We start from the raw sequence: 18,314 nt of genomic DNA, 5'->3' as shown, positions 1-18,314 counted from the left end.
AACCCCGTCCCGGCCACTACCGGGCTGACACAGGGTCGGCTGCTGCATCGGCTTCCGTATCCTGGTCGAGATCTGCGATCGTTGAGGCGTGTCCCTTCGTGAGGTGCGCCGCTGGAGGGGATCTGAAGCCCTCGGAACCGAGAAATTCGTACTTGATGTAGCGATCGCTCTCGATCCGCTCGAGAACGGCATTGATGACCGCTTCGCGAGAAGGGAGCTGAAGCCGCTGCTGGAGGCGTTCCGCGATTGCAACAGCAATCGGAGACAACGCGATCGTCGAGCGGCGATAACCAGCCTGGTCCTCGCGCTCCTTCTTCAGTCGCATAGATCGGGTGCTGCGTTTTAGAGGCTGATCGTCGTTCGTCATAGGGCGACGACATTCTGCCAGGGTCAGGCGCGACGCAATACGGCTGCTGCATACCGAAGCAAGGCTGGGCCGGGCTGCACGGCGATCAACGCGCGGCTCACTGCGCGTGGGTGTCGAGACTGGCGCCCGCCCCGCCGCGAGCAACGTAAGTAGGATCCTGCTGGGCACGATAGTCGGTCAGCATGCCTTCGTAGAGGGTCATCGTCTTGTTCAACGATTGAAGAAAGACGGGGTCGAAATAGATCATCGGCTCGTTGAGGATATCGACGGCGAAGAAAGCTCGGATCACGTCGATTTCGAGGATCTCGGCGAGTTGATCGATCAGGTGGCCGGTTAACGGCGTTCTTCCCGCCTTGATCTTCACGACGAGGCTGAGGCTTCGCCCGAGACGATTCGCCACTTCTGGGTTGGTCAGGCCGCGACGCCGCCATTCCTCTCGGAACAGCGTGAGAAAACCCCGTTGTCTGTCAGCGCTGACGGCGAATGCCTTGCCTTGGTGGTACATGGTGCGACCCCCTCACCGGTCGCAATACTCCAGTATTCCGAGGATTTGTCAATCAGGCTCGGCGACGGGAAGATATGAACAATCCTTAAATGTTCCATGAAATACGGCGAGCAGTGCTATTACGAAGGCGAGCCGAGTTGGGACTGGATGATCGGTGTACTGCATGGCTAGGTCACGCGCTTGCTGGAACATCGGTTTTTGGCTGAGCGGAATGCGCAGCGTGACCCGGACATCGCCCGGTAGATCGAGCTCCTGAGCCTCCTCTACCAACGCTTTCGGATTCTCTGCACAGAGGAAAATCTCCATCCCTTTCAGTGCGGTAGCGGACACGCTCTCGAACGCGAGCGTGTGATGCGAGTGGATACGAATGGCGTGACTCGCGAGCCGGAAAACCGACTTATCGAACGTGAATGTGTAGATCACCTGGGACATAGGCGACCATATTCCTTCCCCCAGGGGATAGGCCATACCCGATCAGCAATAGCCCCAAGCGCCGGTTGTCGGCGGATGCAGCTCACTCGCCCATCCTTCACAAAGGCGATCGCAAGTAAACAGGGTAATTTTTTTATCCTGTAGGGGCCTGCGCGTCCGGTCGCACCGATCCGGATCGATCTCCCTGAGCACCGCAACTGCGAACAACAGTGTTACAATCGCTGTCACAGACAAGGTAACTTTTTTCCTCTGTTCAAGTGTTACGATTTCGTTTTTTTTATCAGCGGCGCAGCAATTCGCTTCGTCTATCAAGGGGAAAGAGCATGTCTGCACTTGCGATGCCGAAGGAGGGTCGTACCAACGCCGTCCTTCTCGGTCTGGCAATCATCGCCATGGTGATGGTTCTGGGCGCGTCGGCGGCCTTCGCCGGCACCGATACGACGTTCAATACCGCTCTGACGAAGTTCACGGACTTCCTCGAGGGCTCGGGCGGCAAGATTATCACCGTGATGAGCCTCGCCGGCGGCATCGTCGCGCTCGCGTCGGGTCGCTTCAGCCTCGGCCAGGTGGCCGTTCCCGTCGCGGTCGGCGTCGGCGCCGGCACCGGCATTCCGATCGTCACCTCGACCGTCACTGCGACGATCTGAGGCGCGGCTGGAATCAACCGCTGGGAGGGCGGCTTAGCTTATGGACCGGTATTCCATCCCCTCGCATCTCGACGACCCGGAGCTGATCGGCTTCTGGACGCTGGACGAGTTCCTCGCGATGGCGATCCCCTTCATCTGGGGCATCCTATCGCAGCACGTCGTGATCGGGTTGGTGGTCTCGTTGCTCGGGTGGTGGGGGTTTCGGAAACTCAAAGCCGGGAAGGCCTCGTCGTGGATTCTCCACATGGCCTACTGGCATCTCCCGTCGAGCTTTACCGGGCTTAAAGCGACGCCGCCCTCTCACCTTCGCGTGATGGTGGGCTAAATGGATTACAGTGTCGGCCTCGCGCAGTCGCAGCGGGTCATCAAGCAACGCAACATGCTCGGCATCGTCGCGCTCGTGCTGGCGGGCCTTGTCGTCCTGCTCTTCCTGGTGGGCGCGACACGCGACCGGGAAATCGTGCTGCAGCCGATCGTGCGCACACCGCTGACGCTCTCCTCGAGCGGGGTCAGCAAGGATTATCTCGAGATGGTCACGCGCGACACCGCGTTGATGACGCTCAATCGATCGCCGGAGAACCTCCAGTATTGGATGGACTCGATACTCGCGATCGCCACGCCCGAGAGCCACGGCGCGCTCAAGCGTGATCTCATGAAGATCGTCAATGAGCAGAATGGCTCGACGATCAGCCAGTATTTCACCCTCACCGGCATGAAGGTCGACCCCGAGGGTCTGACCTCTGAGGTGAGTGGGACACTCCACACTGTCGTCGGTTCGAAGTCGGTCACCGCCGAGCCGAAGATCTTTCGTTTTTACTGGGCGTATCGCGGCCTCTCCCTGCAGCTGAAGGGCTTCGGGATGGTGAGCAAGGCCGACAAGGACGGCGCCGCACTCGGAGACGCGTCATGAGCCCTCTGCTTGCATACGGTCTTATCGGCGCTGGAGGAGCGGTCACCAGTCGGTGGTGCCATCTGTCGCGATTGATCGGCGGGTGCATGATCGTGGTTGGTGGGGTTGCGCTCGCGGCGCCAGCTTTCGCAGACGAGCACGTGCTGGCGCGCGACAACAGCGAGGTCGCCTGCACAATGTCCAAGTCGGGGCTGACTCGCGTCAGCCTCAAGGACGATCGCTTTGCCAGCGTCTCCAAGCTCACCACCGGCGTCGACAGCGAGGACTTCACCGTCGTCAATGAGCCCAACCGCGGCGATATCTACGTCTCGGTGCCTGAAGGCTACTCCCGCGCGACGGTCTCCTTCTTCGGCACAACGGCAAAAGGCTACGTTTACAAGTTCTCCTGCCGCCTCGCCGGCGACGACGCACAGCAGGTCTTTGTCGAGAACAAGGACGTCGAAACCGAGAAGCAGACGCAGGTCGCTTCCGCGGCGCCGACCCCGCAGGAGGCATCCGCGAACCTCGTCCAGGCGATGTACGAGAATGCCAATCTCGATGGCTTCGAGATCCGGCCCGCGTCGATGGCGGCCGTAATGATCGGCGCTCTCAAGGTGCAGATGATCTCAGAATACCGCGGCGCGCAGATCGCAGGCCGGGTCCTGCGGATCCAGAACACCGGCAAGGCGCCGGTATCGCTCGGTGAGGGGACGATTGCGCCGTCTAACGCGATCGCGGTCTCGGTGCCGCACCCTGACCTCAAGCCCGGTGAAGCCACCACCGTCTACATCGTCACGCCTTCGGGCCTCGCCAACGGAGTGCGGCCATGAGCCTCAGGGACATCTTCAATCGCAACAAGGCCAAGCAGCTCGATGCTGAGCCCGAGGAGGGCGACGACACCGGCATGATGGCCGGCAATGAGGCCGTTCGGAAAAAGCAGACGATGTGGTTGTCGATCATCGCCGGCTTCATCGTGCTGTTCGGAGGTTGGTACATCCTCAAGCCGTCAGGCAAGGCCACGATCGCGCAGACCGACGGCAAGGACGTGACGATCGCGACCGACGACATGGTCAACCGCAACATGTCTCAGCGCGAGTGGCAGGCCTCTTCCGAGGCGCAGATGCAGTCCATCAACAATCAGCTGAAGTCGGTCGATGGCCAGGCGGCGCAGATGCGCGCGCTTCAGGAACAGGTCGCGGCGCTGCAGGGCCAGAACCAGTCAATGGCCTCCGATGGCCAACGGGTCATGAGCGCCTACCAGCAGGAGAACGACCAGCTGCGCAAACAGATTTCCGACCGTTCCACCACGCCTGCACCAGCGCCGATCCCGACCCAGATGTACGGAGCCGGGCAGCCGAACTTCCGCACTCCCGGTGGAGCAGCGGGTCCGATGACGGCAGGGGAGGCGGCTGCGGCTGCGGTCGCTTCGCGCCAGATCAAGCTCGTCTCGTTCGAGGGTGGTCCCACCGGCACCGCCACCCGGATTTCCGGTGGCACCACTAGCTATACCGACAGCCCGAACTACCTGCCGCCCAACTCCATCGCCAAGGCGAAGGTCATCGTCGGCGTCGACGCTTCTGCGGGTGTCCAGTCGCAGTCCGATCCTCTGCCCGTCGTGCTGCGCATCACCGGACCGGCACGCTCGGTCTATCGGGACGGCAAGCTGCTCACGACACGGATCGAGGGCTGCCTCATCAACGGCGCGGCGCGCGGCGATCTCTCATCCGAGAAGGTCTATGTGAAGCTGCAGCGGATGACCTGCCCGCAGTCAAACGGCCGCTATGCCGTGTCGGACGTGAAGGGCTTCATCAGCTTCGCCGGCAAGACCGGCGTGCGCGGCCGGGTCGTCAGCCGCGAGGGTGGCCTGGTCGGTCAGGCGTTCCTTGCCGGCGTTGCGGGCGGCATCGGCCGCGGTTTCGCAGCCAACGCCAACTCGTCGCTGCTCGGCTCGAACATCACGGTGAACGGGAAGCGTCAGATGCTCGGCGCTGGCGAGCTCGCAACCGGCGGCATCGGCAACGGTGTCGCGGAAGCCGGCGACATGGTCAGCAAGTATCTGATCGAGCGTGCCGAGCAATACCAACCGGTAATCGAGATGCCCACCGGCATCGATGTCGAGATCGTCTTCCTCGAGGGCGTCTTCATCCAGAACTGAGCGGCCTCGACTAGGTCGGAAAGGCGGAAGAGTTATGATGCAGGGTTTGGGATCGTTGTCCCTCGCGGCCATGGCGGCGCTTCTCACCGGAAGCGCGGCGGCTCCCGACGGCGAAATCGTCAAGGCGGCGCTGGCCAAGAGGCTGCCTAAAACGCAGGTGACTTCGGTCGACTGCTCCAAGGTGGAAGGCTTGTGCGAGGTCGTCGCCGGGTCGAACCTCTTCTACGTCGACAAGTCGGCTCGTTTCCTTGTCATCGGCCGCGTCTACGACATGCAGACGCGCCAAGACCTGACCGCGGCGCGGTTGCTCGCGCTCAACCCCGACATGCTTGTTGGCGGCTCCGCGAAGGCGAATAGCGCGGCCGATGCGCCCGACGCACCGCCGGCGTCGGTGGGCGCGAGCACGCGCGTGACCCAGGCGGCGTCGCCGCAGCGCCTCGACCTATCAGTGCTGTCGAAGAAGGGCGCGATCGTCTGGGGCTCGGGCGCCCAGACGGTGACCGTCTTCTCCGACTTCCATTGCGGATACTGCCGGGCGCTCAGCCAGTCGCTCGAGTCGATGAACGTCACCGTGATCGAGCGCCCGATCTCGGTACTGGGGAGCCGCGAGGTTGCAGATCTCGTGCTGTGCGCGCGCGACAAGCATGCGGCGGTTCGTGCCGCCTATGCGCAGGACGAGATCCGCACGGGTCCCAAGTGCGACACCAGCGGGCTCGATGAGAACGAGGCGTTCGCCAAGGCACATGGCCTCAACGGTACGCCGGTCATCGTCCGCTCGGACGGCGCGGTGATGGAGGGCTTCAAGCCGAAGCCTCAGCTCGAAGCATGGTTGAAGGGAGCGAGGTCGTGAAGAGCGATGTCATCTACCTGCCGGCAGGCCCGGTGCCTGCGCCGCGGACCCGTCGCAATCGTCTGCTGACGGGGATCGCTCTCGCCGTCGCCGGGCTCGGCATGACCAGTTGCACGACGTTCGGTACGAACATTTCGGGCAAGTTCGGCTGCGGCGCGCCTGCAGGGGGAAGCTGTGCGCCAGCGACCGTCATCGACGACAAGGCGCTGGCCGAGATCACCGGCGACACTAGCTTCCGGCCGGCGGTGCAATATCAGCAGGGGCCGGTGCGACCCGCTCCGCAAAGTGTCGCGATCGCGGCGGCCGGGCCGGTCGGGGTCGGGCCGCAGAAGGTCCTGCGCATCGTCTTCCCCGCGCACACCGACGGCGCTGGACGTTACCATGAGACGAGCGTCGTCCAGGCGGTGGTCGACACCGGCCAATGGGTGGCGGCGACCAACGGGCATGGACCGGGCCTCGCTGCCTCGACCACACTGAACGTCAGCCCCGATATCCTGTCGCAGCTGGGCGCGCCGATCGACGCCGTGACCGCGAACGAGCAGGCGACCGCCGAGCGCCTGGTCGCGGATGCGCCGGCGGTGCCCCTTGCCGGATCGACCGCACCAACCGTCGGTGCGGTCGCGGCCGCGCGAGCCAAAGCAAAGACAGGTCGCCCTCTTGCCGCGACCAAGACGCCCGCGCCGGTGCCGACACCCTCGACGACCGTCGCAGCGGCAGCGCCCGCAGGGCAGCGGATCGCTTCCTCGTCGCCGACCAATCGGCCTGCGCGCTTCAGCCCGAACGTGGAGGACTGATCCCATGGCAGCCAAAAGGGGGTTTATCGCCCGGATGCTCGGCGACACGCGTGGGACGGACGAGGGTACGCCCGCCTTTGACGCGCCGATGCTCTCGAATTGGCTGCCGTACCGCAGCTACGACGCTCGACACGATATCTTCTACCAGACGAACTCCATCGGCTTCGCACTCGAGCTCGCGCCTCTCATGGGTGCAGACGAGCGAACCGGCGAGATCCTGGCTCAGCTTCTCTCCGAAAGCATCCCATCAAACGCGCGGGTCCAGATCCTCGCGTTCCAGAGCCCGCGCGTCGGCAAGCTGATTGCGCAATATGCACTGCCGCGTTTCAAGGCGGGCGGCGTCCACCGCAAGATCGCGGAGCATCGTTCAGCGTTCCTGCGCCAAGGCGCGTGGGTATCGATGTCGAAGGATGGTCCCTTCCACGTCCGCAATCACCGCATCTTCCTCTCGGTCTCGATCGCGAGCGGCAAAGCGACGCCCGAGGAGCTTGTCGGCGTACGGGACGGCATCGTCTCGACCCTTCAGTCGATCGATATGCCCTCGGTGAGGATGAAGCCGGTCGACCTCATCTCGCTGATCGATGACATCACCGCTCCCGCGTTCAACGTGGCGGAAGAGGTCCTCGAGTATTCCGAGCTCGATCCAATCGCCGATCAATGCATGCGTCGGGACGTGCAAACCGTGGTGCAGGCGGACCGGCTGCTCGTCTCGGTCGAGCCGCTTCGCGCGGTCACCAATCTGTCGGGTGAGACAGCCTACGAGGAGATCCGTCCGGACACGTTCGACTATCGCTTCTTCTCGGTCCGCAACCTGCCGAACCGCTGGGCGCCGTGGGACGTCCAGAAGCTGATCGGCGACATGTTCTCCGACAAGCTGCGCCCGGGGTGTCCGACGCTCACGTCGCTCTGCCTATGCTACCAGGACGAGCAGGCCGCATCCTCCAAGGCCGGCTATAAATTCATGCGCACCTCGAGCCTCGCTGACTCCAAGTCGGCGCGACTTCTCCCGCAGCTCAAGGATCAGAGCCGTGAGTGGGAGCACGTGACGCAGGAGCTTCGCCTCGGCAAGAAGCTCGTTCAGGCCTATTATTCGGTCGGCATCATCAGCCCGAAAGGGCAGGGCGACGCCAACGAGCGCACCGTCAAGTCGATGTACAAGGCGGCAGGATGGGATCTGCTCGACGAGCGTTTCCTTCAGATCATGGCGTTCATGTCATGCCTGCCGATGACGTTGGGCAACGGCATCGACAGCGACCTGAAGCGCATGAAGCGCCTGCGCACGATGCTCACCAGCACGACTGCGAATATGCTCCCCATCCAGGGTGAGTATCTGGGCGGCCACCTGCCGCACCTGATGTTCGTCGGGCGGCGAGGGCAGCCCTTCTTCTGGTCGCCCTTCGAGAACAAGGCGGGCAACCACAATGTGGCGGTGTTCGGCAAATCCGGCTCGGGCAAGTCGGTCGCGCTGCAGGAGCTGTGCGCCGCCTTCGCCGGCGTAGGTGCGAAGATCATCGTCATCGACGACGGTCGCTCCTTCGAACACATGGCCAAGAGCCTCGGCGGCAATTTCGTCGAGTTCCGCCTTCGCGACGGCTTCAGTCTCAATCCCTTCTCGATGATCGACGAGGCGCTTGTGGCTCAGGACGAGGACTATCTCGTCGACGCGCTTGCGATGCTTAAGTCGATCATCGGGCAGATGGGCCGTCATATCGACAAGCTCAATGACACCGAGCGCGGCTTGATTGACCGGGCGGTAAACCGGGTGTGGGAGGCAAAGGGTCGCGGCGGTAGCGTCGATGACGTGGTGCAGGAGCTGCGCACTGACGGTAGCCCGCAAGGCACCGATCTCGCCATCGCCATGTTTCCGTTCTCGTCTGAGGGCACCTACGGCCAGTTCTTCGTCGGCGAGGCGTCGGTCGATATGTCCAACGCGCTCACCGTTTTCGAGCTGTCCGACCTGGCCAGTCGCGAGGAGCTGCGCTCGGTCGTTCTCACCGCGATCATGTTCATGTCGAGCCAGACGATGCGCCGCATGGATCGCCAGATCCCCAAGGCGCTCTTGATCGACGAGGCGTGGCAGATGCTGCGCGGCGGATCGATGGCCGATTTCGTCGAGACGTACAGCCGTACGTGCCGCAAGTACGGCGCCTCGCTCATCACGGCCACGCAGAGCCTGAACGACTACTACAAGTCGGAGGGCAGCCTTGCGGCGCTGGAGAACAGCGACTGGTCGGTCATCTTAATGCAGAAGCCCGACACGATCTCGGACTTCCAGAAGCACGGCCGGTTCGACATGGACCCCTATACCGAAAGCCTTCTGCGATCGCTGAAGCGAAATGGGGCTGAATATTCGGACATCATGATCAAGGGGCCGGACAGCCAGGCGGTAGGCCGGCTCGTCCTCGATAAATATTCGGCCACGCTCTACTCCTCTAGCCCGCAGACGTTCGCCGCGATCGAGCACCTGATCGAGCAAGGCTTCTCGATGGACGAGGCGATCGAGCGCGTCGCGTTTCCGGAACAGTATCTGGAGGCTGCGGAGTGACCGCCACCAACGAGTTCGGCTTCGACAGCGACTGGCATGTCGCAAGCGGCCGGGACAGGACAGTCCGCTGGCAGCGCGACCTACGCCGGGCGATCGCCGACACCAGCTACATCGCGCTGCGGTTCTCGGGCTGGCTCGCCATGACGACGCTGGCCGCGCTGGGCGTCACCGTGCTGTTCTTCTTGATGCTGGGCAATTTCACCCCGCTCGGCTTCTTCTCCCAGGTCGCCAATTTGGGGTCGCACTTCGTTGCGGCTGACGCCGCGCGGCGCGCGACGTTCGTCGGCGAGCTGCGCATCGTTGCCCTCCTCATCTTCGGGGTCATCGCGCTGCTGCGCTGGCAGCTGCTCTTCGCGATCCTCGTTTCCTCGAAAGGCCCTCGTCATGGTTGACGTCCTCGACAAGCCCACGCCGGCCGCGGCCGCTCATCCGACATCACCCAGCGAGATGCTCGATCGTCCCGGCCTCGACGTGCCGAGCGCGCGCAAGCCGCCTCTTGCAACACCGCCGGCGACGAAGAAAGCCGAAGGCCTGCCTCCGATCACCTGGGCCATGGCAGCGATCGCGATTGCCATGCTGCTCTGGGGTGCTTGGGTCACGAAGCATATCGCCAGTCCCGCTGCTGCAGTGCCGATGGCGAGCGTCAGGCTCGAGGCGATCGTCAGCGAGTATGTTCAGGCGCAGAGCCACAGCAATGGCCAACCCGACGCCGTAGCGGCGCAAACTCGCGCTTTCATGGGCACGCTTGACCAGGAGCTGCAGAAGATAGGGGCCTCGGGTACGACGGTGCTCGTCGGCGAGGCCATCCTTTCCAAGAACGTCCCAGACATCACCGATCAGATCCGCCGTGCGGTCTATGCGAAGGTCCCGCTTCCCGTGGCCTCCGCAGCCCCGCCGGCTGGTCCCTCGGTCGGCGCGGTTACCCCATCAGCCTCCGGGGTAGCCGCGCCGATCGCGCCGGCCGCATCGCCGTTCGCATCGCCGCCACAGGGCTCCGGGCTCGACGCCGCGATCGCGCCCTCCGTCACGGGACAGGCCGGTGGCCAGTAACGCCACCTCTCTCGGCCCGATCCCGTCGGAGAGGGCCGTCCGCCCCGACGCGCTGGCGCGCCGCGTGCTCTTCACCAAGCGCGTGCGGCAGTGGAGCGCGGTCGCGCTGATGGCTGTCGCCTGGGCTTCCTACAACACCATCTCGGACTGGCAGAAGCACAACGCCTTCCTCATCAACGCCAGCGATAGCCTCCCGAACTGGGCCTTCTTCGTCCACCTCCACCATACACCCGCGAAAGACGACTACGTCTTCTTCGCACCGCCCGCGAACCCGCTCGTGCGGCGCCATTTTGGACCGGACTCCGGCCCGTTCGGAAAGCGAGTCATCGGCATGCCGGGTGCGCTCGTCGAGCACCGGGGATCTGACGTCTATGTTGATGGCATCCGCGTTGCCCATATGAAGCCGTTCACCCGCACCGGCGAGCCGCTCACCCCGGGACCGGTCGGCCGCGTGCCGCGTGGCTGCTACTATGTGGGCACTCCCCATCCCGACGGGTTCGACAGCCGTTATGCCGAGATTGGCTTCGCCTGCGCGAACCAGGTGATCGGAACCGGGACGCCGATCCTGTGAGCTCGCGTCGCCTCCTCGCTGCGAGCATGTTCGCCTCCGCGTTGGTCGCGAGCTCTTCATGGCCGCTCGTCCAGGGCGCGCTAGCCCGTGATCACGGCGTGATGGGTCAGACCTGGGGTATCGCCGAGCCTGACCTCCTGACGACGATCGACGGCCGTCTCAAGGCACTGCAGGCGAACGGAGGAATCGAGCGCATGCAGGCGACGATGCGCGCGAACGCCGAGAACCGCGTCCGTAATCCACTGGCCGTAAGTGGCATCATGCCGGTTCGCGAGGCGAAGAGCTGGACCTTCGATCCCTCGATCGTGCTCGATCGGGATTTGCGGGACGTGAAGGGCAACCTCGTCGCGGCGGCCGGCACACGGGTAAATCCGCTCGCATTCGTTTCGCTCAAGACGGACCTCGTCTTCATCGACGGCCGCGACGATGCGCAAGTCGACTGGGCGCTTAAGCGCTGGAGCGCGACGGCTGCCAAGATCATCTTCGTCGCCGGGTCGCCTTTCGAGCGCATGGGCGAGAAGAAGCGCCGCTTCTTCTTCGACCAGCAAGGCAAGCTGACAGGTCACTTCGGCATCACCCACGTCCCCGCGATCGTCGCGCCAGAAGGCCAGGCGATGCGGGTCAGCGAAATCGAGTTGCCGGGAGGCGCGTCATGATGTGGCTCGACATGCTTCGGACGCCGATGGCGGCGCCCGAGACACGCTCGCTCAAGAGCATGCGGTTGACGATCCTCGCTTCGTCGGCGCTGTTGATGCTGACCATCCTCGCGTTGGCGCCGTTGCGTAGCGCGATTGGCGTGGGGGCAGGGGGGATCGCAGCCGCGTTACTCGTCATGCTCGTCATCCTTGTGCCGGTCTATGCGACCGCCAAGAACCGAGCGGACAACGCCTATCTCGATCAACTCGGTGCGGCGCACGAAGCTGGTGACGCCGCATGATCCGGCGCTTGCTCGCCTTCCTCAGCGTCATCGCGGCGTTCGCCTTGTTGCCGGCGCCGGCGAGCGCAGTCCCATCGAACTGCACCGGCAAGTTCGTCAATCCGATTACCGACGTCTGCTGGTCGTGCCTGTTCCCGCTGTCGGTCGGTGGCTTGCATATCTGGCCGGGATCGCGGCCCGATACCAAGAACCCCGATCTCCCGGTCTGCGCCTGCGGCAGCCCGGTGCCGCGCATCGGCATCGCGATCGGCTTCTGGGAGCCAGCACGCCTCGTCGACGTGACGACAAAGCCGTGGTGCTTTCCGAACCTTGGCGGTCTTCGGCTCAACCCGGGCCTGGACATCGGGCAAGGCCAGTACACGGGGCCGCTGATCAGGGGGGGCTCCACCCAAGCGTCGGCGAACTGGCAGGCTCACTACTACGTCTATCCGCTGCTCTACTGGCTTGAGATCCTCACCGACTTTGCCTGTTTCGAGCAAACGACGTTCGACGTCGCCTACATCACGGAAATCGATCCGCTGTGGAACGACGACACGCTGACCACGATCATCAACCCCGAAGTCGCGCTGTTCAACAACCCGATCGCGGTCGCGGCGTGCGCGGCCGACTGTGCTGCGGCCACCGCTAAGCTGCCGATCGATCAGATGTTCTGGTGTGACGGCTGCAACGGCTCGATGTTTCCGATGAACGGGAACGTCGCTGCGCACAATTCGCCTGTTCAATCGTCCCGGCTCGCCGCAGAGCGGTTGTTGTTCAAGATGCACCGGCAGGGTCTCGCCTGGGGCACAGCGGGCTCCAAGGCGCTCTGCAACAAGTACATCATGCCGATCCTAAAAAAGTCGCAGTACCGGATCCAGATGACGAACCCAACGCCGACCGTGAGCGGGAAGTACGCCTGCTCTCCGATCGGTGCATCGACACTGCCGCCAGATGCCGGCCGCGCGTTCCCTGTGGGAGGCGAGGACTTTGGCTACCTGCTCTGGCGCAAGCGCAACTGCTGCATGCTGTGAGGGCCGGACCGATGCGCAAGATCCTCCTTTCCGCAGCCGCGCTCGCCACGCTAGGCACCGGCGCTGCCGTGATCGCGCAGACGGTCGAGGGACTGAACCTCGACGCAATCCGGGCTCGCTCGGAGACGATGTCGGCCGACGCGCAGGCTCTATCCAACGAAGTCCAACGCCGCGGCGACGCCTTCCGCAAGGACGCGGAGACTGTCCACGCGGTCGCGATGGAGAAGGTTCGGACGATCGATCGCGCGGCCCTTCCCAAGGGACCGACCGGCGCCGTCGACTTTGATGAGATGATCCAGACGGCCTCGGCGAACATGAAGGATAATCGCGGCAGCGCGCCGCAATTCATGGTCTTCGTCTCGACATCGATGCCGGAGCAAGCGCTCAAGCAGATCATCGCGGACACCTCGGCGGCAGGAGGCGTGGTGGTGTTCCGCGGCTTCCCGAACAACTCGGGCAAGGCCTTCATCGCCGCGCTCTCGAAGGTGGTCACCAAGGATCAGCAGTTCGCATCGATCGGTATCGATCCGCGCCTGTTCCGTGCCTTCAACGTCGATGCGGTGCCCGCCATGGTGGTCACCTCCACGGACTTCACACCTTGCGACGGCCTCACCTGTCGCAGCGAGCCGCCACCTTTCGACCGCATCGTCGGCAATGTGACGGTTCGCTATGCGCTCGAGACCTTCGCCGATGCGAACGGACCTGGCGCGCTGATCGCAAAGACCGCGCTCGGCAACCTCGGCCGGGCTCCCTGACCATGACGGGGGGCCGCCTCATCCTCGCCGGTTTGGCCGCGTTGCTGGCGGTTCCCGTCGCGCTCGATGCTCAGACGAGCGGACAGCCGCAGTCCCAGTCTGGTGGCGGCTATTACGACATGGGCGACTATTCCTATTTCAACGAGCCCAAGTCGGCGACGCCCGCGCCGACGCCCACCCCGACGCCCCGGGCAAATGTCACGACAGCCAAGACCCTTTCGGTAACCCAGGCCCCGAGCCAGACGAATGCGCAGGCGGCCGTGAGCGCGCAGGCGGCGCAGCAACCTACCGCGCAGATGGCGGGACAGCCGTACGTCTACCCCAAAGGGGACCTGGACAAGGCCAGGGCAGACGCGAAAGCGCTCGCCAAGCCGGCTCGCGCGAATGCCGCCAGTCTGCCCACGTCGACGCCTCTGACCGACGTTCCGGGCTACTCGCCGAACGCAAACCCAGCGGAAGCTTATGCCGACGACCCTGACGGGTTAACCGCGGCCGGCAATGCCGCGGTAGGCAGCAACGATGCTTGGAAGATGGTCACCGACCCGGACCGTGTGAAGGTGACCCTCGCGCCGAGCGAGATCGCGCGGGCGCAGGATGTTGAGAAGGATCCGAACAGCTTTCTCGATGGGCAATCGATGGGGGCAACTGACGGCAGCTGCAAACCTCTGCCCCCGGGTGGCAGCGCGGGGTATTACGAAGCGACTTGCAACTCGGGCACCAAGGTCGAGGAAGGCGAAGCGGTCTGCCGTACGCCGCTCGTCGTCGACGTGACCCCTGGGTCGACCAAGTATGTCTACACTTGCGAGAACTGGATCGGTCGTCGCCCGACGTCGAACGACAACACCTCGCGCCGCTGCACGCCTGCGTTTACCCAGCCCGTGGCTCAAGGCATCTGCCGCGAGCGGTCGCGCACCACCGTCCTTTATGACGTCTGCCGCCAAGGCACGATCACTAAGTGCTTCGAGCCTGACTCCGAAGAGGGCGAGGAGATCACCTACGAGTGCGATTCTCCGGCAGTGGCGCGTTATTATGCGACGGAAACGGTGGGTCAGGTCGTCAGCGAGCGTCGCAACGAGGCGATGTGCAACGCGACAACGTCAGGCAAGACGTGCCAGCTCAAAAGTGAAACCTGTGTCGATCCGGATCCGACCACCCGAACGATCAACGGTGTTCAGGTCACCCGCGCGTGTTGGAACTGGGAACGCAGCTACACATGCACCAGCATGACGCAAACCTCGGATTGCGCCAGCCTGGCCGGCAATCCGAAATGCACCTACGTCCGCGACGAATGCCTTGATGATCCGCAAGATGGCCCCTGCAAGGTTTCGACCAAGGTCTACAAGTGCCCGCTTCCTGACAAGCAGGACGACGCCAAGCAGTATATCTGTGGTAGTGATGTCTATTGTATCAATGGAGACTGCGAACCCGTCGAGCGCGAGGCATCGACCGAGTTCAAGGATGCGGTCGTCGGGCTCCACGCCCTGGGGCAAGCCAATGCGGAGTTCAACGAAAGCACGCTGACGCTGTTCTCGGGCACGCGCGAGACCTGCAACAAGAAGATCTTCGGCGCCTCGAATTGCTGCTCGGGCAAGGGCGTACCGCTCTTGACCCCTTGGTTATGCAGCTCTGCCGAGAAGCAGCTCGACCAGAAGGACGACAAGGGGCTGTGTCATAAGCTTGGATCCTACTGCTCTGACAAGGTGCTTGGCATCTGTGTCACTTCAAAGGATGCATATTGCTGCTTCGCCTCGAAGCTGACCCGCATCCTGCAGGAGCAGGGCCGCCCGCAGCTCGGCAAGCCTTGGGGCAGCGCCAAGAAGGGCACCTGCGAGGGCTTCACGATCGACGAGTTCTCTCGTCTCAACCTGTCGGTGATGGACTTCTCCGAGGTCGTCGCCGAGTTCACGGACGCCGCCAAGCTTCCGGACGAACTCGCGACCTCGACCATGATCCAGCAGCGGATCAAGGACTATTACGAAACGAGGAAGCCGAAATGAGCGATGTGGCGCCCTTCGACCGTCATCGCCGCTTCACCGACATGTCGGTCATGGAGTTCGCGTTGCTGATCGCCCTGATGCGGGTCGGTCCGCATCCGCTGGCCTTTCTTCTGCCGACGCTGGACGCGTGGTTTGACTGCAAGCTCGGCGTCTCGGATCTCGAGCCGACGGCAGGTCGGCTCGAGAGGGCCAACTACGTGCTGCGTCGTGGCGACACCCTCTACCCGCGCCGGCACACCGCAGGGATCGTGATGGGCCTCTACGGCTCTCTGTTCAGGGTCCTCGCGGACGACATGACCAAGCTCATCTCGGCGCATGAGCCGAACATGCTCTCGACGATGAAAGCGTACCTCGACCGCAAGGCGACCGAGGACCGGAACCAGGACAAGGACGGGGATCAATAATGCGCACCACACTCACGCTCGCTCTTGTTGCGTCTCTCACGACGGCAGCAATTGTGCCGCCTGCGGCGATCGCTCAGGCCCGGTATGCCGAGGAGCCGATCGCCGGCGTCGAGGGGCCTGGCGATCTGCCTGACAGCGTTTCCATGCAAGGGCAGGGCGGTGTTGACGGCGATCGGGAGGAGGAGGATCGTCGTACCGCGAGCCAGACGGGCGATGCTTTCTACTGCCAGCAGCGCAAGCTCGGGACCTGGTTCTATTGCGACAAACCAAAGCCGAGCCCTGCCGATCGCAAGGCAGCGCAGCCCGCGCAGTCCGCGCAGTCCGCGGCCGAGCAGCTGGCGGCGATCGGTAAGGAACTGGACGAGAAGAAGGCGAGGGCGATCCTCGACCCGACACCGGAGAACGTCTCGTCCTACATCAGCTACCAGCGCCAGCAGCTAAACCGCGCCTCGTCGTTTGCGGACATGTGGCGCCGCTCGATCTGGCAGAATCCGGAACTGGATTACACGCTGCAGCGACCGGTTAACCAGCTGGGCAAGCGCACATGGCTCGATACGCGCACGGCGGACAAGAACCGCGTCTTGGGCTCAATCTCCAAGCGGTACGGGGTCTTCTACTTCTACTCGTCCGCCTGCGCCGCGTGCGAGGTGTTCGGGCCGATCATGCGTAGCGTGTCGGATCGCTTCGGACTGACCGTGATGGCGGTCTCCCTCGATGGCGGACCCTCCAAGACGTTTCCGAACTTCACCGTCGACACCGGCCAGTATCGCGCCATGGGCATGCAGGGCGGCCAGGTGCCGGCGCTTGTCCTCTTTGACACTGTCACCAAGCGACCGATGCCCATCGGTTACGGCGTCATGGCCGCGGATGAGGTGATGGACCGCATTTTCACTCTGACCAGCGTCGAACCCGGGAGCGACTTCTGATGCGCCGCCTGATCCAGTGCTTCACCCCGCGCCGGCTTGCGAAACTCGCTGCGGCGACCTTCGCGCAGCTGACCATGCTGCTCGCGGTGTTTGGTCTCGTCTCGCAGCCGGCGATGGCCGACGTCGGATCGGAGATGAACAGCTACTTCAACGCGGCTGGCTCTTCCGCGAACGTCACCGGTCCGGCTGCGTTCAACGGTCAGTCGGCCGGATACTACTCAGGCGGGTCGGTTTGGAGCCGTTTCCCGCAGAAGTCGATCAATCCGGTTAGCGTGGCATTGCCCTCCGCGCGCGCCGGCTGCGGCGGGATCGATCTCTTCGCCGGCAGCTTCAGTTTCATCAATGCCGACGAGATGGTTGCCACGCTGAAGGCGACCGCGAACAACGCGATCGGTTTCGCCTTCCAGCTCGCGATCGACAGCATATCTGCGCAGATTGGCGGTGTCATGAAGGACATGAGCCAGCGCGTGCAGGCCCTCAACGCGTTCAATATGTCGAGCTGCGAAGCCGCACAGCAAGCGATCGGCTCGATCTGGCCGAAGATGGATGGCGCAAGCTCGACGATTTGCCAGCAGGTTGGTGGTGCCAAGGGCTTCTTCTCCGACGCCGCCTCGGCACGTCACGGCTGCACCAACAAGGGTGAGCGCGAGGATACGATTGCCAAGGGCGGCGACGACGCCGAGCTCGTTCAGTCGAAGAACTATACCTGGTACGCGCTCAACGCGAAAAGTGCGACCAAACCATCAAAGGAATACGCCGAGTTCTTAATGACAATGGTCGGCACGATAATCTACGATTCGACCAAGAAGGCCGACAGCATGGGCGGGTTCCGATTCATCGCTCCTGCAAGCTGGGACACGTACCAAGCCCTTCTTGATGGCACGGCATCGGCGCCGACCGATGTTTGGTCGTGTGACACTACGGACGACAAGGGCTGCCTTTCGCCGAGATCGGAAAAACTCAGCATCCCAACGGAAGTGGCGCTGCGTACCCGCGTCCTGAAGATGATGGATAGCATGAGCGCGAAAATTCGCTCGAACGCGGCATTGTCTGGCGACGAGATCAACCTGCTCGGCATGACCTCCATCCCGCTCTACAAGATCCTCGTCGTGAACGAGGCAGCGCACATGGGCCTCGGCTCCGGCGACAAGGCCACACTCTCCGAGATGGTCGCGATCGATCTCCTCATTTCGATGCTTGATCGTATGCTCGACACGATCTCCCAGGCGCAGCAGGGCGCGAACTACGTCTCGACCACCGAGTTCGAGACATGGCGCAAGCAGGTCGACAGCGTGAAGACCGAGCTTGCGCGGCGCAGCACGAAGATGGCTGGCGAGGTCCAGAACACCTACCGCGTGATCCAGCAAACGCAGTTCCTAGAGTCCACGCTCAAGAACACCATGAGCCCGCAGATGACCGCCTCGCTCCGTTTCGGACGCGGGTTAAGCTCGCAGGGTCTTCGGTAAGCGACAGGGCAGGG

General features: G+C 63.4%; 22 protein-coding genes. 19 read left to right on the top strand and 3 right to left on the bottom strand.

The annotated features are described in order from the left end of the window. Positions 1-16 precede the first annotated feature (16 nt). From E2E30_RS19625 to E2E30_RS19615, 3 genes are all read right to left on the bottom strand, one after another. On the bottom strand, positions 17-367 hold the full coding sequence (locus E2E30_RS19625) for a hypothetical protein (protein ID WP_133192346.1): 351 nt from the start codon (positions 365-367) through the stop codon (positions 17-19). Positions 368-464: 97 nt separating this feature from the next. Then, positions 465-872, bottom strand: a complete 408-nt coding sequence (locus E2E30_RS19620) for a helix-turn-helix domain-containing protein (protein ID WP_133192345.1) — start codon at positions 870-872, stop codon at positions 465-467. Between the two features lie 48 nt (positions 873-920). Then, the gene (locus E2E30_RS19615) at positions 921-1,304 is read right to left on the bottom strand and encodes a hypothetical protein (RefSeq protein WP_133192344.1); all 384 of its coding nucleotides are present in this window, start codon (positions 1,302-1,304) and stop codon (positions 921-923) included. Positions 1,305-1,696: 392 nt separating this feature from the next. Here E2E30_RS19615 and E2E30_RS19610 point away from each other — a divergent pair, with 392 nt between their 5' ends. The 19 genes from E2E30_RS19610 to E2E30_RS19520 all read left to right on the top strand — a co-directional run bounded on the left by E2E30_RS19610 (position 1,697) and on the right by E2E30_RS19520 (position 18,300). Further along, complete coding sequence (locus tag E2E30_RS19610; RefSeq protein ID WP_232307963.1) at positions 1,697-1,951, top strand: hypothetical protein; 255 nt, start codon at positions 1,697-1,699, stop codon at positions 1,949-1,951. Positions 1,952-1,991: 40 nt separating this feature from the next. Further along, on the top strand, positions 1,992-2,276 hold the full coding sequence (gene traL / locus E2E30_RS19605) for a type IV conjugative transfer system protein TraL (RefSeq protein ID WP_133192342.1): 285 nt from the start codon (positions 1,992-1,994) through the stop codon (positions 2,274-2,276). After that, the gene (locus E2E30_RS19600) at positions 2,277-2,861 is read left to right on the top strand and encodes a type IV conjugative transfer system protein TraE (RefSeq protein WP_133192341.1); all 585 of its coding nucleotides are present in this window, start codon (positions 2,277-2,279) and stop codon (positions 2,859-2,861) included. It begins immediately after the preceding gene. Between the two features lie 140 nt (positions 2,862-3,001). Continuing rightward, positions 3,002-3,670, top strand: a complete 669-nt coding sequence (locus E2E30_RS19595) for a type-F conjugative transfer system secretin TraK (protein ID WP_443018413.1) — start codon at positions 3,002-3,004, stop codon at positions 3,668-3,670. Continuing rightward, positions 3,667-4,995, top strand: a complete 1,329-nt coding sequence (locus E2E30_RS19590; RefSeq protein WP_133192339.1) for a TraB/VirB10 family protein — start codon at positions 3,667-3,669, stop codon at positions 4,993-4,995. The genes E2E30_RS19595 and E2E30_RS19590 overlap by 4 nt, the downstream gene beginning before the upstream one ends. A 34-nt stretch (positions 4,996-5,029) precedes the next feature. Next, positions 5,030-5,845 carry a DsbC family protein gene (locus E2E30_RS19585; RefSeq protein ID WP_240699134.1) on the top strand — a complete coding sequence of 272 codons (816 nt, stop codon included), beginning with the start codon at positions 5,030-5,032 and terminating at the stop codon, positions 5,843-5,845. After that, a complete protein-coding gene (locus tag E2E30_RS19580) occupies positions 5,842-6,639 on the top strand; it encodes a conjugal transfer protein (RefSeq protein ID WP_133192337.1) in 798 nt (265 codons plus the stop codon). Before E2E30_RS19585 ends, E2E30_RS19580 begins: the two co-directional genes overlap by 4 nt. Positions 6,640-6,643: 4 nt before the next feature. After that, entirely contained in the window at positions 6,644-9,184 is a 2,541-nt protein-coding gene (gene traC / locus E2E30_RS19575; RefSeq protein ID WP_133192336.1) for a type IV secretion system protein TraC, read from the top strand. Beyond that, entirely contained in the window at positions 9,181-9,576 is a 396-nt protein-coding gene (locus tag E2E30_RS19570; protein ID WP_183937395.1) for a hypothetical protein, read from the top strand. The genes traC and E2E30_RS19570 overlap by 4 nt, the downstream gene beginning before the upstream one ends. Further along, entirely contained in the window at positions 9,569-10,234 is a 666-nt protein-coding gene (locus E2E30_RS19565) for a TrbI F-type domain-containing protein (RefSeq protein WP_133192335.1), read from the top strand. Before E2E30_RS19570 ends, E2E30_RS19565 begins: the two co-directional genes overlap by 8 nt. After that, positions 10,224-10,805 carry a S26 family signal peptidase gene (locus tag E2E30_RS19560; protein ID WP_311725525.1) on the top strand — a complete coding sequence of 194 codons (582 nt, stop codon included), beginning with the start codon at positions 10,224-10,226 and terminating at the stop codon, positions 10,803-10,805. Before E2E30_RS19565 ends, E2E30_RS19560 begins: the two co-directional genes overlap by 11 nt. A 26-nt stretch (positions 10,806-10,831) precedes the next feature. Further along, complete coding sequence (traW, locus tag E2E30_RS19555) at positions 10,832-11,461, top strand: type-F conjugative transfer system protein TraW (protein WP_133192334.1); 630 nt, start codon at positions 10,832-10,834, stop codon at positions 11,459-11,461. Next, complete coding sequence (locus tag E2E30_RS19550; RefSeq protein ID WP_133192333.1) at positions 11,458-11,742, top strand: hypothetical protein; 285 nt, start codon at positions 11,458-11,460, stop codon at positions 11,740-11,742. The genes traW and E2E30_RS19550 overlap by 4 nt, the downstream gene beginning before the upstream one ends. After that, on the top strand, positions 11,739-12,752 hold the full coding sequence (traU, locus tag E2E30_RS19545) for a conjugal transfer pilus assembly protein TraU (protein ID WP_133192332.1): 1,014 nt from the start codon (positions 11,739-11,741) through the stop codon (positions 12,750-12,752). The genes E2E30_RS19550 and traU overlap by 4 nt, the downstream gene beginning before the upstream one ends. 11 nt (positions 12,753-12,763) lie before the next feature. Then, positions 12,764-13,507, top strand: a complete 744-nt coding sequence (gene trbC, locus E2E30_RS19540; protein WP_133192331.1) for a type-F conjugative transfer system pilin assembly protein TrbC — start codon at positions 12,764-12,766, stop codon at positions 13,505-13,507. Positions 13,508-13,509: 2 nt separating this feature from the next. Continuing rightward, a complete protein-coding gene (locus tag E2E30_RS19535; protein ID WP_133192330.1) occupies positions 13,510-15,504 on the top strand; it encodes a conjugal transfer protein TraN in 1,995 nt (664 codons plus the stop codon). Further along, positions 15,501-15,908, top strand: a complete 408-nt coding sequence (locus E2E30_RS19530) for a hypothetical protein (RefSeq protein ID WP_133192329.1) — start codon at positions 15,501-15,503, stop codon at positions 15,906-15,908. The genes E2E30_RS19535 and E2E30_RS19530 overlap by 4 nt, the downstream gene beginning before the upstream one ends. A gap of 143 nt (positions 15,909-16,051) precedes the next feature. After that, entirely contained in the window at positions 16,052-16,834 is a 783-nt protein-coding gene (gene traF, locus E2E30_RS19525) for a conjugal transfer protein TraF (RefSeq protein ID WP_409349179.1), read from the top strand. Then, positions 16,834-18,300 carry a conjugal transfer protein TraH gene (locus E2E30_RS19520; protein ID WP_133192327.1) on the top strand — a complete coding sequence of 489 codons (1,467 nt, stop codon included), beginning with the start codon at positions 16,834-16,836 and terminating at the stop codon, positions 18,298-18,300. The genes traF and E2E30_RS19520 overlap by 1 nt, the downstream gene beginning before the upstream one ends. Positions 18,301-18,314: the final 14 nt, after the last annotated feature.

The organism is Sphingomonas sp. AAP5, from assembly GCF_004354345.1.
Taxonomy (GTDB): Bacteria; Pseudomonadota; Alphaproteobacteria; order Sphingomonadales; family Sphingomonadaceae; genus Sphingomonas; species Sphingomonas glacialis.
Note: the sequence above shows the minus strand (reverse complement) of the source record. Positions and strands in the feature narration are given on the sequence as shown.

Excerpts from the sequence above, each read along its gene's own strand:
- E2E30_RS19565 (WP_133192335.1), top strand. The coding sequence starts at position 9,569 with ATGGTTGACGTCCTCGACAAGCCCACGCCGGCCGCGGCCGCTCATCCG.
- E2E30_RS19585 (WP_240699134.1), top strand. The coding sequence starts at position 5,030 with ATGATGCAGGGTTTGGGATCGTTGTCCCTCGCGGCCATGGCGGCGCTT.
- traF (WP_409349179.1), top strand. The coding sequence starts at position 16,052 with ATGCAAGGGCAGGGCGGTGTTGACGGCGATCGGGAGGAGGAGGATCGT.
- E2E30_RS19625 (WP_133192346.1), bottom strand. The coding sequence starts at position 367 with ATGACGAACGACGATCAGCCTCTAAAACGCAGCACCCGATCTATGCGA.
- traW (WP_133192334.1), top strand. The coding sequence starts at position 10,832 with ATGTTCGCCTCCGCGTTGGTCGCGAGCTCTTCATGGCCGCTCGTCCAG.
- traU (WP_133192332.1), top strand. The coding sequence starts at position 11,739 with ATGATCCGGCGCTTGCTCGCCTTCCTCAGCGTCATCGCGGCGTTCGCC.
- E2E30_RS19550 (WP_133192333.1), top strand. The coding sequence starts at position 11,458 with ATGATGTGGCTCGACATGCTTCGGACGCCGATGGCGGCGCCCGAGACA.
- E2E30_RS19620 (WP_133192345.1), bottom strand. The coding sequence starts at position 872 with ATGTACCACCAAGGCAAGGCATTCGCCGTCAGCGCTGACAGACAACGG.
- E2E30_RS19610 (WP_232307963.1), top strand. The coding sequence starts at position 1,697 with ATGGTGATGGTTCTGGGCGCGTCGGCGGCCTTCGCCGGCACCGATACG.
- E2E30_RS19530 (WP_133192329.1), top strand. The coding sequence starts at position 15,501 with ATGAGCGATGTGGCGCCCTTCGACCGTCATCGCCGCTTCACCGACATG.
- E2E30_RS19615 (WP_133192344.1), bottom strand. The coding sequence starts at position 1,304 with ATGTCCCAGGTGATCTACACATTCACGTTCGATAAGTCGGTTTTCCGG.
- trbC (WP_133192331.1), top strand. The coding sequence starts at position 12,764 with ATGCGCAAGATCCTCCTTTCCGCAGCCGCGCTCGCCACGCTAGGCACC.
- E2E30_RS19600 (WP_133192341.1), top strand. The coding sequence starts at position 2,277 with ATGGATTACAGTGTCGGCCTCGCGCAGTCGCAGCGGGTCATCAAGCAA.
- E2E30_RS19520 (WP_133192327.1), top strand. The coding sequence starts at position 16,834 with ATGCGCCGCCTGATCCAGTGCTTCACCCCGCGCCGGCTTGCGAAACTC.
- traL (WP_133192342.1), top strand. The coding sequence starts at position 1,992 with ATGGACCGGTATTCCATCCCCTCGCATCTCGACGACCCGGAGCTGATC.
- traC (WP_133192336.1), top strand. The coding sequence starts at position 6,644 with ATGGCAGCCAAAAGGGGGTTTATCGCCCGGATGCTCGGCGACACGCGT.
- E2E30_RS19535 (WP_133192330.1), top strand. The coding sequence starts at position 13,510 with ATGACGGGGGGCCGCCTCATCCTCGCCGGTTTGGCCGCGTTGCTGGCG.
- E2E30_RS19590 (WP_133192339.1), top strand. The coding sequence starts at position 3,667 with ATGAGCCTCAGGGACATCTTCAATCGCAACAAGGCCAAGCAGCTCGAT.